This window comes from Variovorax paradoxus (genome assembly GCF_024734665.1).
Taxonomy (GTDB): Bacteria; Pseudomonadota; Gammaproteobacteria; order Burkholderiales; family Burkholderiaceae_C; genus Variovorax.
The window spans coordinates 2,092,617-2,106,688 of sequence record NZ_CP102931.1 but is presented as its reverse complement, the minus strand read 5'-3'; the positions used below and the strand labels follow the sequence as shown (position 1 = coordinate 2,106,688).

Here is a 14,072-nt window from a genome sequence, read left to right as displayed (position 1 = left end):
ATACGGCTCATGGCATAGGAAGGCCGGGGGACATTCGCGCAGGGGAGACCGATATATCCCTGCGCCCCGAATGTTTCTGCCGCTGAAACCATTGAAACGTCCGCCATGGCTACTCTCGCGCCATCCTGCAAACAACGATCCAGAGGGTTTTCTCATGGCTGACGATTCGGGCTCCCAGGGCTCCTACCTGCCCCAACTGCTGCGCCGGGGCACGGTGCTGGCCGCTGCCGGCTGTGCCCTTGTTGCGGGTTGCGGCGCCGCCGGCAGCGGCGAGACGCGCTACGACAGCTCGCCGCAATTCAAGGACGGTGGCTTCCACAACATGGCCAACCCCGACCTGCCCGCGCAGGCCAGCGCATGGCGCATCTGGTCGCGCTTCATCGTGGGCAGCAAGGTCGACACCGTGCCGGTCGATGCAATTCCGGTGAAGGCGCTGGACCGCAGCGCGCTCGATTCACTCGACACCAAGGCCAACCACGTGGTGCGCCTCGGCCATTCGTCACATCTGCTGAAGCTGCGCGGCAAGTACTGGCTGATCGACCCCGTGTTCAGCGAACGTGCGTCACCCGTGCAGTGGGCCGGGCCAAAGCGCTTTCACCAGCCACCAATCACGCTCGAACAGCTACCGCCCATCGAAGGCGTCATCCTCTCGCACGACCACTACGACCACCTCGACGTGGCGACCATCGAATACCTGTCGAAGAGCGTGCAGCGCTACTTCGTGCCGCTGGGCGTGCGCGCGCGGCTGATAGTGATGGGCGTGCCGGCCGAGCGCGTGACCGAACTCGACTGGTGGCAGGGCGGCGAGCACGACGGCGTGAAGCTCACCGCCACACCCGCACAGCATTTCTCGGGCCGCACGCTGAACGACCGCGACCGCACCCTGTGGGCCTCATGGGTGGTGCAAAGCGGCGACCAGCGCCTCTTCTACAGCGGCGACTCGGGCTACTTCCCGGGCTTCAAGCAGATCGGCGAGCGCTTCGGCGGCTTCGACATCGCGCTGATGGAAAACGGCGCCTACGACACCATGTGGCCCGCCGTGCACATGACGCCCGAGCAGAGCGTGCAGGCATTCGAAGACCTGCGCGGCAAGGTATTCTTCTCGGTGCACAACAGCACCTTCGACCTTGCCTTCCACACCTGGCATGACCCGCTGGACCGCATCGCTGACCTGACGGAGGCGAAGAAGATCGAGCTGGCGACGCCGGTGATCGGCGAAGTGGTGACGGTGGGGCAGGCGCGCACGAATACGCGGTGGTGGCAAGGGTTGCGCTAGTCGCAACGCGAGGCGCTGGGCTCCTCGATACGTGAAACCTCGCCGTTTCCGGCCAGAACAATCCTGCGCAGCTGAATGGTGCAGCGAGGCGCCGATGCAGGCCAGAGAAAAATCGCTTCGTACTGTTCGCCGCTGCGAGGGACGAAGCGAAGGGTTCCCACGCAATTCGACCACACGGTGCTGCCGCCAGCCAGCAGCACCACTTCAACGTCCGCCGGAATGATCCGCTCAGAGCTCATGAAGTCGGTACTCAGACGGGGCGCCATGCCTACCCTCCTGGACTCCGATCGCTCGTTGAAGAGCACACCGCCCTTGGGGCCCTCCCTGCGGCAACTCTCGCGCACCGCGAAGGAGTAAGAGACCACCCGGGCCGACGCATTCTGGACAACACGCAGCCTTGCAGTCCTGTCGCCCGTCGCGTCCTTGTATTCGACGCTCGCACACCCCGACAACACAGCCGCTGCGCCTGCGAACGCGATATAGCGAACGCAACCGAGCAATCCCTCTGCTACTGCCATAACGCTCCCTCCTCCTGCTGTTCGACTCCAGGCGCAAGCGGCCGTGTTTATTCGCCGCGCTCCTTGCGCTCGCGCGCGCGCCGCACCTGCCGCGTCTCGCTCGCCTGCGACGCAATGCGGTTCTTCTCGCGCTTCTTCGCCGCCCGCTTCTCGCGCATGCGGCGGCCCAGCACGTAGCTGCCGAGGCCCGTGACCACGGCAATGAAGATCCCGATGACGCTGATGTCGATGCCGCCCATCACAGCACCCGCACGATGCTCGTCGGCTTGAAGCCCAGGTCGGCCGCCTTGCCCTTGCGCGCGCGGCTGCCGCGCGCATTGTTGAGCGTGCGGATTTCCAGCGTTTCTTCGCGCTCCTTGGCACCGCGACCGATGCCTTCGATCTTCACGCTGCGCGTGTAGGCAGCGGCTCCGGCCAGGGTGTCCTTGGGCTCGAGGTCGATCAGCGTGAGACCCCGGCCGCCCTTCGGCAGGCTCTTGAGCTCGGTGATGTCGAAGGTGAGGATGCGGCCACCGGTCGAGGCGCAGGCCACATGCGTGGCCAGGAGCATCGGCTCGGCGCCGCTCGCGCCGCCCACCAGCGACGGACGGCACAGCTGCTCGCCCTCGCCCACGTCGATGAAGGCCTTGCCGCCGCGCTGGCGCGACATCATGTTCTCGACCGTGGCGATGAAGCCGTAGCCGCCGGTGTTGGCCAGCAGCACGCTGGCGCCCACCGGGCCCGCGAAGAAATGCGTAACGTGCGTGCCGGCATCGAGCTCGATGAGCGTGGTGACGGGCTGACCGTCACCGCGCGCGCCGGGCAGCGATGCCACGGGCACGGTGTAGACGCGCACGCTCTTGTCCTTGGCGCTGCCGAAGACCAGCAGCGTGTCGACGCTGCGGCACTCGAAGGCGCCGTAGAGCGAGTCGCCCGACTTGAAGCTGTATTCGGGCGGTGCGCCCTTTTCTCCGTTCGCACCGTTGCCCGCGGCCTTCTCGCTCGCCCAGCCCTTCTGCGCACGGACCCAGCCCTTCTGCGACACGATGACGGTGACGGGCTCGTCGACCACCTTCACTTCGGCCACGGCACGCTTCTCGGCCTGGATGAGCGTGCGGCGCGCGTCTTCGAAAGTCTTGGCGTCGAACTCGATTTCTTTCACCAGCAGGCGGCGCAGCGCAGTCGGGCTGCCGAGGATGTCTTCGAGCTTCTTCTGCTCGTCGCGCAGGCCTGACAGCTCCTGCTCGATCTTGATGGCCTCGAGCCGCGCAAGTTGGCGCAGGCGAATTTCAAGAATGTCCTCGGCCTGGCGTTCGCTGAGGTTGAAACGCGCGATGAGCGCCGCCTTCGGGTCTTCCGCCGCGCGGATGATCGCGATCACCTCGTCGATGTTCAGCAGCACCAGCTGCCGGCCTTCGAGGATGTGGATGCGGTCCATCACCTTGCTGAGCCGGAACCGCGAACGCTTCTCGACGGTGATCTCGCGAAACGCGATCCACTCGTTGAGCATCTGGCGCAGCGACTTCTGCGTGGGCTTGCCGTCGATGCCGACCATCGTGAGGTTGATGGGCGACGAGGTTTCGAGCGAGGTCTGCGCGAGCAGCGTGGTGATGAACTCGTCCTGGCTGATGCGCGAGGTCTTGGGCTCGAACACCAGGCGCACGGCGGCGTCCTTGCTGGACTCGTCGCGCACCACGTCGAGCACCGACAGCATCGCGGCTTTCAGCTGGGTCTGCTCGGCGCTCAGCGCTTTCTTGCCGGTCTTGACCTTCGGGTTGGTGATTTCCTCGATTTCCTCGAGCACCTTCTGCGTACTGACGCCCGGCGGCAGTTCGTTGACCACGAGTTGCCATTGCCCGCGCGCCAGGTCCTCGATCTTCCAGCGCGCGCGCACCTTGAGCGAGCCGCGGCCGGTGCGATAGGCGTCGGCGATATCGCTCGCGCTGCTGATGATCTGCGCGCCACCCGGGTAGTCGGGGCCGGGCACGATGGCGAAGAGTTCTTCTTCGCTGAGCTTGCCGTTCGACTTGATCAGCGCCACGCAGGCGTCGGCGATCTCGCGCAGGTTGTGGCTCGGAATTTCGGTGGCCAGGCCCACGGCAATGCCGCTCGCGCCGTTGAGCAGCGTGAACGGCAGCCGCGCGGGCAGCAGGCGCGGTTCTTCGGTGCTGCCGTCGTAGTTGGGAATGAAGTCGACCGTGCCTTCGTCGATCTCGTCGAGCAGCAAGCTGGTGATGCGCGCCAGGCGCGCTTCGGTGTATCGCATGGCCGCGGCGCCGTCGCCGTCGCGGCTGCCGAAGTTGCCCTGGCCGTCGACCAGCGGGTAGCGCTGCGAAAAATCTTGTGCCATGCGCACCAGCGCGTCGTACGCGGCCTGGTCGCTGTGCGGATGGAAGCGGCCGAGCACGTCGCCGACCACGCGCGCGCTCTTCACGGGCTTGGCGCCCACGGTGCCGTTGGCGCCGCCAAAGCCCAGGCCCATGCGCGACATCGAGTACAGGATGCGGCGCTGCACCGGCTTCTGGCCGTCGGACACATCGGGCAGCGCGCGGCCCTTGACCACGCTGAGCGCGTATTCGAGGTAGGCGGTCTGGGCGTAGTCGGCGAGGGTCAGGGTCGTGTCGCCGTCGGTAGGACCCTGGAGATCGAGCGGAGGTTGGGAATCCATGAAAGAGAAGGTGAGAAAAACAGTTGCTGCAGGCCGTGCGCGAGGGTCGTCGCGATCAGCCCAGTGTGAATGCCTCGTGCACCGCGGACTGCACGGCGCCGCCGAGTACCGCGCCGCCGCCCGCGACGTAGATCCAGTCGCCGATGACGGCCGCGCCCACGGCGTGGCGCGGCGTGGTCATGGGCGCGTGGCGTTGCCAAGTGTCGTCCACGGGGTTGTAGCTTTCCATCTGGCCGAAGACCTTGGCCTGGCGCGGCACGCCGCTGACGAGGATGCCGCCCTCCCCGCCCATGGCGAAGAAGCGGCCGCGATACACCACGAGGCCATGGCCCGAGCGCGCGGTGGGCAGCGGCGAACGCAGCTCCCAGGTGTCGCGCGCGGGCAGGTAGACGTGGTGCAGGTCGGTGTTGTATTCGAAGGTGTTGAAGCGCCCGCCGATCACGTGGATCTGGCCGCCGTTCGACACGCAGCCGACGTGGTCGCGCGCGCCGGGCAGCGGCTTGGCGGTGGACCAGCGATCGGCCTTGGGGTCGTACACCTCGTGCCAGCTGACGCTCGCGCGCTCGGCAGCAGGCTCCGACGCTCCGCCGATCAGGTGCAGCGCGCCGTCGAGCATTACCGCGGCCGCAGCGCCGCGCGGTCGCGGCAGCGGCGCGATGGTGGTCCAGCGGTTGGCGGCGATGTCGTATACGTAGGCGTTCGTGTCGGAGCGGCGGTTCTGCTCGACGAAGCCGCCAAGCGCATAGACGCGGCCGCCCTCGGCCGTCACCGCAACATGGTTTGCACCGCGCGGCAGAGGGGCGCCGTCGAGCCAGCGGTCGGCCTTCGGGTCGTAGATGTGGTGGTAGTCACGGTTGACCTTGCCTTCGCCGTAGCCGCCGACCACATGCATGCGCCCCATCGCGGCGGTGGCCCAGGCCATCTCGCTGCGCGGGATCGGCAAGGCCGCGCGCGGCTCCCAGCGGCCTTGCGGGCCGGGCGGCGCGGTGCTCTCGGTGAAGCGCTGCGCCTCCTGGTTGGGCGTCATGTGGTGCGGCACGCCGCCCTGCAGCTTGGCATACGGTTCGGCCGACGAAGGCACTGCGGGCAGCGTGTCGTGCGTGGCCGGATGCTGTGCACGCACGGTGCCTGCCATCACACTGGCAGCAGTCGCGAGGACGAAGCTTCGACGGTGCATGGCGGGCTCCTTCATCAGGACAGCGGTGCGCCGGGCACATCGGCCGCGCCGGTCGGCACCGCCGAAGGTTCGGGAATGTCTGGCATGGTCGGCATGTTGCGCGGCGCGTCGGATGGCATGTTGCCGCGGCCGATGGCCCCGCCCTGCGGCACCGTCAGCTCCATGCGGATGCGGCCCGGCGTCTTGCCACCACGCCCGGCACCACCGCCACTACCGCCCGTTGCCACGGACGGCTTCAGGTACGCATACAGCTGCAGCACGGTCTGCACGTAGTTCTGCGTTTCCTTGTAGTTCGGGATCTTGTTGCCCGCGCGCTGCACCGCGCCCTCGCCCGCGTTGTAGGCGGCCAGCGCCAGCTCGATCTGGCCCGGGAACATCGCGATCAGGTCGCCGAGGTAGCGCGAGCCGGCGGCGATGTTGATGCGCGGGTCGAACAGCTTTTTCTCGATGGTGTTGCGCTTGTCCGCCGACACGCCGTAGCGCTGCGCCGTAGCGGGCATCAGCTGCATAAGGCCCATGGCGCCCTTGGGCGAGACGGCCTGCGCGTCGAAGCCCGACTCGGTCGCGATGAGCGCCTGCAGCAGTTCGTAGTCGATCGAATGCTTGTTCGACGCGTCGCGCAGCGCCGTCTTGGCGGTCTTGTAGCCGGGCGATGCCTCGAACATGGCGAGCAGGCTCTGCGAGGCAGGCGACACCTTTCCGTCGAGCTTTCGGCCACCACGGCCCAGCGGAGAAATGCCTTGCGCCGTGTCGAAGCTCTGGCCGCCGCGAAAGAAGATCTGGTAGCGCTCGTCGATTTTTTCGGAAGCGAAGTGCGCGATGCCCTTGCTGTCAATGTAGCCGTAGATGTCAGCGGCGTGCGCCAGCCCCTGCTGCGTACACAGCAGGAAGGCCAATAGCAACAAGCGCTTGAAAACTGACATGCGTGGTGGAGGAATCAAACATCGATGTCGACATCGTCGGCGCGCAACTCCATGAGTTCGCGCCGGGCTGCCGCTTCGCCCTTGCCCATGAGCTTGGTGATTTCGCCCTGGGTGGACGTGAAGTCGAACCGGCCCAATTGGACCTGCATCAGGCGCCGGGTGTCTGGATTGAGCGTGGTTTCCCACAATTGTTCCGCGCTCATTTCGCCCAGGCCCTTGAAGCGGCTGATGCTCCAGGCGCCTTCGCGCACGCCATCTTTACGCAATTTGTCGAGCGTGGCGGTCAGTTCGCCCTCGTCCAGCGCATAGACCTTGGAGGCCGGCTTCTTGCCGCGCGCAGGCGCATCGACCCGGAACAATGGCGGCTTTGCGACATATACGTGGCCGGCTTCGATGAGCTTCGGAAAGTGCCTGAAGAACAGCGTGAGCAGCAGCACCTGGATGTGCGAGCCGTCCACGTCGGCATCGCTCAGGATGCAGACCTTGCCGTAGCGCAGGCCGCTCATGTCGGGCGTGTCGTTGGGGCCGTGCGGGTCGACGCCGACGGCGACCGAGATGTCGTGGATTTCGGTGTTGGCAAACAGCCGGTCGCGCTCCACTTCCCAGGTGTTGAGCACCTTGCCGCGCAACGGCAGGATGGCCTGGCTTTCCTTGTCGCGGCCCATCTTGGCGCTGCCGCCGGCGGAATCGCCCTCGACCAGGAACACTTCGTTGTGGCTGATGTCCTTGCTCTCGCAGTCGGTCAGCTTGCCGGGCAGCACGGCCACGCCGGAGCCCTTGCGCTTCTCGACCTTCTGGCCGGCGCGCTGGCGCGTCTGCGCGGCCTTGATGGCCAGTTCGGCGAGCTTCTTGCCGTAGTCGACGTGCTGGTTGAGCCACAGCTCCAGCGCGGGGCGCACGAAGCTCGACACCAGGCGCACGGCATCGCGCGAGTTCAGGCGTTCCTTGATCTGGCCCTGGAACTGCGGATCGAGCACCTTGGCGCTCAGCACGTACGAAGCGCGTGCGAACACGTCTTCGGGCAGCAGCTTCACGCCCTTGGGCAACAGCGAATGCAATTCGATGAAGCCTTTCACCGCGGTGAAGAGGCCGTCGCGCAGGCCGCTTTCGTGTGTGCCGCCGGCGCTGGTGGGAATCAGGTTGACGTAGCTCTCGCGCACCGGCTGGCCGTCTTCGGTGAAGGCCACGCACCAGTCGGCGCCCTCGCCTTCGGCGAAGTTGTCGGCGTTCTTGTCGGCATGGCCGCTGCCTTCGAACAGCGGAATGACGGGGTCGCCGTTGAGCGTCTGCATCAGGTAGTCGCTCAGGCCGCCCTTGTAGAGCCACTGCTGCGTTTCCTTGGTCTTCTCGTTCGTGAGCGTGACGCTCACGCCGGGCATCAGCACGGCCTTGCTGCGCAGCAGGTGCGTGAGTTCGCCCATGGGCAGCACGGCGGTTTCGAAGTACTTGGCGTCGGGCCAGGCGCGCACGGTGGTGCCCTGCTTGCGCTCGCCGGCTTCGAGCTTGCGGATTTCGAGCGCCTCGATCACATCGCCGGCACTGAAGGCCAGCTTGGCGGCCGAACCTTCTCGATGCGAAGTGACTTCGAGCCGCTTCGACAGCGCATTGGTCACCGACACGCCCACGCCGTGCAGGCCGCCCGAGAAGCTGTAGGCGCCGCCCGAGCCCTTGTCGAACTTGCCGCCCGCGTGCAGCCGGGTGTACACGAGCTCGATCACGGGGGCCTTTTCTTCAGGATGCAGGCCGAAGGGAATGCCCCGGCCGTCGTCTTCGACGCTGACGGAGCTGTCGGTATGCAGCGTGACCTTGATCTTCTTGCCGTAGCCCGCGAGCGCCTCGTCGGCGGCGTTGTCGAGCACTTCCTGGATGATGTGCAGCGGGTTGTCGGTGCGGGTGTACATGCCCGGGCGCTGCTTGACGGGCTCGAGGCCCTTGAGCACGCGGATGGAGCCTTCCGAGTAGCCGGAGGACGCGGACGGTGAATTGGGGGGAGTCTTGGGGGGAGTCGCCATGGGGGCGGATTGTAGTCAGTCGCCGCCAAACAACTGGATACCCATACAGGAGGCGCTCAGGAACTGCTTTGATGCCCGACGCGCATTGAAACCGCCCCGATAAATCATCAATGGCTTTGGCCGCCGTGCCGCCTGCCGGAGCAGGTGAATCGTTACATTCGAAGTCATGCAATCCCCCGCCGCTCCCGCCCTCTCGGTCAAGCAAGTACTTTTCTGCGGGGCGATGATCGTCACGCTCTCGATGGGCATCCGCCATGGCTTCGGGCTCTGGCTGCAGCCGATCACGCAGGCGCAGGACTGGAGCCGGCAGACCTTCTCGTTCGCACTGGCCATCCAGAACCTCTCATGGGGCATCTTCGGCGTGTTCGCGGGCATGCTGGCCGACAGGTTCGGCGCGTTCCGGGTGCTGATCGGCGGCTCGGTGTTCTATGCGCTGGGGCTGTTCGGCATGGCGCATTCGCCGACGCCGCTGCTCTTCACGCTGAGTGCGGGCGTGCTGATTGGCGCGGCGCAGGCTGGCTCGACCTATGCGGTGATCTACGGCGTGATCGGGCGGCAGATTCCGGCCGAGCGGCGCTCTTGGGCCATGGGCGTGGCAGCAGCAGCCGGCTCGTTCGGCCAATTCCTGATGGCGCCCATCGAGGGGCGGCTGATCGGCCACCTGGGCTGGCAGACGGCGCTGGCGATCGTGGCTGTGCTGGTGCTGGTGATCATCCCGCTGGCCTTCGGCCTGCGCGAACCGAGGACGGCAGCGCTGGCCGGGCACCGCGAACAGTCGGTGCTGCAGGCTGTGGTCGAAGCCTTCCGCTACCCGAGCTTCGGGCTGCTGATGGCGGGCTACTTCGTCTGCGGCTTCCAGCTGGCGTTCATCGGCATCCACATGCCGACCTACCTGCGCGACCGCGCGCTGCCGGCCGAAGTGGCTGGCTACGCGCTGGCGCTGATCGGGCTGTTCAACGTGTTCGGCACTTACACGGTGGGACTGCTGGGGCAGAAGCTGGCCAAGCGCAAGATCCTCGCGGCGATCTACTTCGCACGGGCGGTGTCGATCGCGCTGTTCCTGATGGCGCCGATCTCCCCGCTCAGCGTGTATGTGTTCTCGGCGGCGATGGGCTTCCTGTGGCTGTCCACCGTACCCGCGACCAATGCGATCGTGGCGGGCATCTTCGGCGTGGCACATCTGTCGATGCTCAGCGGCTTCGTGTTCCTGAGCCACCAGGTCGGCTCGTTCCTGGGCGTGTGGCTGGGCGGCTACCTGTACGACACCACCGGCAGCTATGACATCGTCTGGTACATCGCGATTGCGCTGGGCGTGTTCGCGGCGCTCATAAACCTGCCGGTGAAGGAAAGCGCCATTGCGCGCTCGTCGCCCCAGCCGGCCGGCGCTGCGGGTTGATCTATAAATCAGGGCCATGACTCCGCAAATGCGCCACCACATCGTCCACGCGGGCTGGCTGGCCGCCGCGCTGGCTGTGCTGGGCGGCGTATTCGCGCTTTACGTGCACCCGGACTTTCTGGTGACGCTGGTCGATCAGATCTGGTCCTGCTTCTGAGGCCGGGCCGGTCATGAAAGACGTAGCACCCATTCACGGCCTGTCCGCGCCTTCCGAATGGATCGTCCGCTGGTCGCATCTCCTCGCGTCAGGAGCCCCGGTGCTCGACGTGGCCTGCGGCGCCGGGCGGCACATGCAGTGGTTCGCGGGCCGCGGGCACCCGGTCACCGGTGTCGACCGCTCGCCCGAAGCCGTCGAGGCAGCCGGCGCCTTCGGCCGCACCGTCGAGGCGGACATCGAATCCGGCCTCTGGCCCTTTGCCGGCCAGGCCTTCGGCGCTGTTGTCGTCACCAACTACCTCTGGCGTCCGCGCATGGCCGACATCGTGGGCACGGTGGCGCCGGGCGGCGTGCTGCTTTACGAAACCTTTGCCGTGGGCAATGAGACCGTCGGCAAGCCCTCGCGCCCCGACTTCCTGCTGCAGCCCGGCGAACTGCTGGCGGCCTGCGCCGGCCTGCGGGTGGTGGCCTACGAGGACGGCTTCATCCCGGAACCGGCGCGCTTCGTGCAGCGAATCGCGGCCATTCGCCCGGCCGCACCCGACGCCGGCCAGCCGCCCCGCCACCTCCTTAAGGGAAACTGAGGGGGTCGGGGCGGCTGTCTTGCGGGGCGCCGGAGTAAGTAGAATCGGCGCTTTCGTCCACCGACAAAGAGATTCCCCCTTGGAGCAACTGACAGGCAGCATCGTCGCGCTCGTCACGCCGATGCACGACGACGGCAGTGTCGACTACCCCGCCCTGCGGCGGCTCATCGACTGGCACATCGAAGAAGGCACCGACTGCCTAGGCGTGGTCGGCACCACCGGCGAATCGCCGACGGTCGATGTCGAAGAGCACTGCGAAATCATCCGTGTCTCGGTCGAGCAGGCCAAGGGCCGCGTGCCCGTGATGGCCGGCTGCGGCGCGAATTCGACCAAGGAAGCCATCGAGCTCGCCAAGTTCGCCAAGGGCGTTGGCGCCGATTCGCAGCTCCAGGTCGTTCCGTACTACAACAAGCCCACGCAAGAGGGCCAGTACCAGCACTTCAAGGCCATTGCCGAGGCCGTGGGCGACCTGCCCATCGTGCTTTACAACGTGCCCGGCCGCACCGTCGCCGATATGGCGCACGACACCGTGCTGCGCCTGGCGCAGGTGCCCGGCATCATCGGCATCAAGGAAGCCACCGGCAACATCGAGCGGGCCCAGTGGCTCATTCGCGATGTGCCGAAGAACTTTGCCGTCTACTCCGGCGACGACCCGACCGCGGTCGCGCTCATGCTCTGCGGCGGCCAGGGCAACATCAGCGTCACGGCCAACATCGCGCCGCGCAAGATGCACGAGCTGTGCGTGGCGGCGCTGGCAGGCGACGTCAAGCGCGCCATGCAGATCCAGTTCGAGCTCATGCCGCTGCACCGCAACCTGTTCGTCGAGCCCAACCCGATTCCGCTGAAGTGGGCCATGGCCCGGCTCGGCCTTTGCGGTGGCGCGTTGCGCTTGCCGCTCACCGAACTCGGCGAAGCGAGCCGCCCCGCAGTCGAAGGCGCCCTGCGCGCCACCGGCCTGCTGAAGGGCTGAGCACCCCTCCCCGTACATTCCGGACCTGCCTTTTCCCTGGTCGCAGCAAGGTTAAGCAACCTTTTGCCCGAACCGTGCTCTGAGATGGCGGGCACTGCGGCCCATAGATAGACCGAACCATTCCAACAAGGAAGACGACGTTGAAGAACCTTTCGCGACTTGCACTGCTGGCCCTCGTTGCCAGCCTCGCCGCCTGCTCCGTCCTCGAGAGCGACAAGATCGACTACAAGAGCGCAGGCAAGGCCCCGACGCTCGAAGTCCCACCCGATCTCTCCCAACTCTCGCGCGACAACCGCTATGCCATTCCCGGCGGCGCCGTGACTGCCAATGCCTACCAGGCCGGCATCGCCAACGCCCCCGGCATCCCCACCGCCGTGAGCAACATCGGCGACGTGCGCATGGAGCGCTCGGGTACGCAGCGCTGGATCATCGTCAACCGCACGCCCGACCAGCTCTGGGACCCGGTGAAAGACTTCTGGCAGGAAAGCGGCTTCCTGCTGACCACCGACCAGCGCAACCTGGGCATCATGGAAACCGACTGGGCCGAAAACCGCGCCAAGCTGCCGCAGGACATCATCCGTGGCACGCTGGGCAAGCTGGTCGATTCGGTCTACTCGACCGGCGAACTCGACCGCTTCCGCACCCGCCTGGAGCGCACGCCGACCGGCACCGAGATCTTCATCAGCCACCGCGGCATGCAAGAGGTCTACAACAACTCGCGCCAGGACCAGACCGTGTGGCAGCCCCGCCCCAGCGATCCTGAACTCGAAACCGAATTCCTGCGCCGCCTGATGGTCAAGCTCGGCGTCTCGCAAGAGCAGTCGAAGATCCTGGCCGCCACCACCGCGCCGACCAAGACCGCCACCATCGCCAAGGTCGGCAACCAGCCGGTCGTGCAGATCAGCGAAGGCTTCGACCGCGCATGGCGCCGCGTCGGCCTCGCGCTCGACCGCACCGGCTTCACCGTGGAAGACCGCGATCGCAGCGCCGGCCTGTACTACGTGCGCTACGTGACACCCGATCCCGACAAGAAGGAGCCCGGCTTCTTCGGCAAGCTGTTCAGCGGCTCGAGCAAGAGCGAAGCGCCGCTCAAGTTCCGCATCTCGGTCAAGGGCCAGGGCGAAGCCACCACGGTGTCGGTGCTCAACGAAACCGGTGCGCCCGAAACCTCGGCGAATGCCGAGCGCATCGTCAAGGTCATCGCCGACGACCTGAAGTAACCCGCATGCTCCGCTTCCGAAGTCTCGGCAGCGGCAGCACGGGCAACGCCGCGCTGGTCGAAGCGACCAGCGGCGGCCGCACCTCCCGCCTCCTGATCGACTGCGGCTTCGGCCTCAAGCAGCTCGATCTGCGGTTGGCCCAGGCGGGCCTTGCCGCCGGCGACATCGATGCGGTTTTCGTGACCCATGAGCACGGCGACCACATCGGCTGCGCCCATTCGCTGTCGCGGCGCAACCGCATTCCCGTCTGGATGAGCGAAGGCACGTGGCTCGCCACCGGCGGCCGCGATTTCGAGGGCCTGCTAAACCTCGCACGCGACGACGCGGAGTTTGCGGTTGGCGACATCTGCGTGCAGCCTTTTACTGTTCCCCACGATGCACGCGAACCGCTGCAGCTGCGCTGCGGCGACGGCGATCGCACGCTGGGCGTGCTGACCGATCTGGGCCATGCCACGGCCCATGTGCTGGCCCGCCTGAGCGGCGTGCATGCGCTGCTGCTGGAGTTCAACCACGACAGCGACCTGCTGGCCAACTCGGCTTATCCGCCTTTTCTCAAGCACCGCGTCGGCGGCAACTACGGGCACTTGTCGAACACGGCAGCGGCCGAGATCGCGCGCGCGGTGCTGCACGACGGCCTGCGCCATGTGGTCGCGGCACATCTGAGCGAGCAGAACAACCGGCCCGAGATCGTGCGCCGGCTGATGGCCGAAGCGCTCGGCGGTGACGAAGCCGAGATGCTTACCGCCACCGCATCAGAGGGCTCGCCTTGGCTCGACGTGTGAGCCGCAGCGTCCTCACTCTCTCCTAAGAAAAAAAGCCGCCTCATGGCGGCTTTTTGCATGGCGGATACCTTGCTTATTGCTTCGGCGCTTCATTCTTCTTCGCGGCCTCGGTGGCTGCGTTCGCGGCATCGAGTGCAGATGAAGCACCAGGTGCAGGCGCTGCAGCGGGATCGGTGGCAGGCGCAGGGGCCGGAGCGGGCGCGGGTTCGGTCACGGGCGCAGGAGGCGGCGTCACGACAGCCGGCGCTGCGTCCTCCTTCTTTCCGCAGGCGACGAGCGCGGCAGCGGCAATCAGCGAGGCAATCAGGACGGACGATGACTTCTTCATGGAATCTCCTTTGGCAATGAAGGTCTGGACGAAAAAATTCTAGACCTGCATACCCGCCCGAATATGTCTCGCGGCCGCATTCG

14 protein-coding genes are annotated in these 14,072 nt (G+C 66.4%); 7 read left to right on the top strand and 7 right to left on the bottom strand.

Annotation, left to right across the window (positions count from 1 at the left end; translation table 11 throughout):
• The first annotated feature begins 154 nt into the window (after positions 1-154).
• Positions 155-1,276, top strand: coding sequence for an MBL fold metallo-hydrolase (locus NWF24_RS09890; RefSeq protein WP_258354015.1), 1,122 nt, complete (start codon positions 155-157; stop codon positions 1,274-1,276).
• Here the strand turns inward: NWF24_RS09890 and NWF24_RS09885 are convergent.
• From NWF24_RS09885 to NWF24_RS09860, 6 genes are all read right to left on the bottom strand, one after another.
• Positions 1,273-1,542, bottom strand: coding sequence for a hypothetical protein (locus tag NWF24_RS09885; protein ID WP_258354014.1), 270 nt, complete (start codon positions 1,540-1,542; stop codon positions 1,273-1,275). The two genes, NWF24_RS09890 and NWF24_RS09885, sit on opposite strands and share 4 nt — an antisense overlap.
• A gap of 299 nt (positions 1,543-1,841) precedes the next feature.
• Complete coding sequence (locus NWF24_RS09880) at positions 1,842-2,033, bottom strand: hypothetical protein (protein ID WP_258354013.1); 192 nt, start codon at positions 2,031-2,033, stop codon at positions 1,842-1,844.
• On the bottom strand, positions 2,033-4,441 hold the full coding sequence (parC, locus tag NWF24_RS09875; protein ID WP_258354012.1) for a DNA topoisomerase IV subunit A: 2,409 nt from the start codon (positions 4,439-4,441) through the stop codon (positions 2,033-2,035). The genes NWF24_RS09880 and parC overlap by 1 nt, the downstream gene beginning before the upstream one ends.
• A gap of 55 nt (positions 4,442-4,496) precedes the next feature.
• The gene (locus tag NWF24_RS09870) at positions 4,497-5,618 is read right to left on the bottom strand and encodes a Kelch repeat-containing protein (protein ID WP_258354011.1); all 1,122 of its coding nucleotides are present in this window, start codon (positions 5,616-5,618) and stop codon (positions 4,497-4,499) included.
• A 14-nt stretch (positions 5,619-5,632) separates the two neighbouring features.
• Positions 5,633-6,541: a lytic transglycosylase domain-containing protein gene (locus NWF24_RS09865; RefSeq protein ID WP_258354010.1), complete on the bottom strand. Its 909-nt coding sequence runs from the start codon at positions 6,539-6,541 to the stop codon at positions 5,633-5,635.
• Between the two features lie 14 nt (positions 6,542-6,555).
• Positions 6,556-8,553: a DNA topoisomerase IV subunit B gene (locus NWF24_RS09860; protein WP_258354009.1), complete on the bottom strand. Its 1,998-nt coding sequence runs from the start codon at positions 8,551-8,553 to the stop codon at positions 6,556-6,558.
• A gap of 166 nt (positions 8,554-8,719) precedes the next feature.
• Here NWF24_RS09860 and NWF24_RS09855 point away from each other — a divergent pair, with 166 nt between their 5' ends.
• The 6 genes from NWF24_RS09855 to NWF24_RS09830 all read left to right on the top strand — a co-directional run bounded on the left by NWF24_RS09855 (position 8,720) and on the right by NWF24_RS09830 (position 13,661).
• A complete protein-coding gene (locus NWF24_RS09855) occupies positions 8,720-9,949 on the top strand; it encodes an MFS transporter (RefSeq protein ID WP_258354008.1) in 1,230 nt (409 codons plus the stop codon).
• Between the two features lie 16 nt (positions 9,950-9,965).
• Positions 9,966-10,106 (top strand): hypothetical protein, encoded by a 141-nt coding sequence (locus tag NWF24_RS09850; RefSeq protein WP_258354007.1) that lies wholly within the window; start codon positions 9,966-9,968, stop codon positions 10,104-10,106.
• 13 nt (positions 10,107-10,119) lie between these two features.
• Positions 10,120-10,689 carry a class I SAM-dependent methyltransferase gene (locus NWF24_RS09845; RefSeq protein WP_258354006.1) on the top strand — a complete coding sequence of 190 codons (570 nt, stop codon included), beginning with the start codon at positions 10,120-10,122 and terminating at the stop codon, positions 10,687-10,689.
• A 43-nt stretch (positions 10,690-10,732) separates the two neighbouring features.
• Entirely contained in the window at positions 10,733-11,659 is a 927-nt protein-coding gene (dapA, locus tag NWF24_RS09840) for a 4-hydroxy-tetrahydrodipicolinate synthase (RefSeq protein ID WP_375338471.1), read from the top strand.
• 140 nt (positions 11,660-11,799) lie between these two features.
• Positions 11,800-12,879: an outer membrane protein assembly factor BamC gene (gene bamC, locus NWF24_RS09835; RefSeq protein WP_258354005.1), complete on the top strand. Its 1,080-nt coding sequence runs from the start codon at positions 11,800-11,802 to the stop codon at positions 12,877-12,879.
• Positions 12,880-12,884: 5 nt separating this feature from the next.
• Positions 12,885-13,661 (top strand): MBL fold metallo-hydrolase, encoded by a 777-nt coding sequence (locus tag NWF24_RS09830; protein WP_258354004.1) that lies wholly within the window; start codon positions 12,885-12,887, stop codon positions 13,659-13,661.
• Positions 13,662-13,734: 73 nt separating this feature from the next.
• On the opposite strand, the gene NWF24_RS09825 is transcribed toward NWF24_RS09830, so the two are convergent.
• Complete coding sequence (locus NWF24_RS09825) at positions 13,735-13,989, bottom strand: hypothetical protein (RefSeq protein ID WP_093050920.1); 255 nt, start codon at positions 13,987-13,989, stop codon at positions 13,735-13,737.
• Positions 13,990-14,072 lie beyond the last annotated feature (83 nt).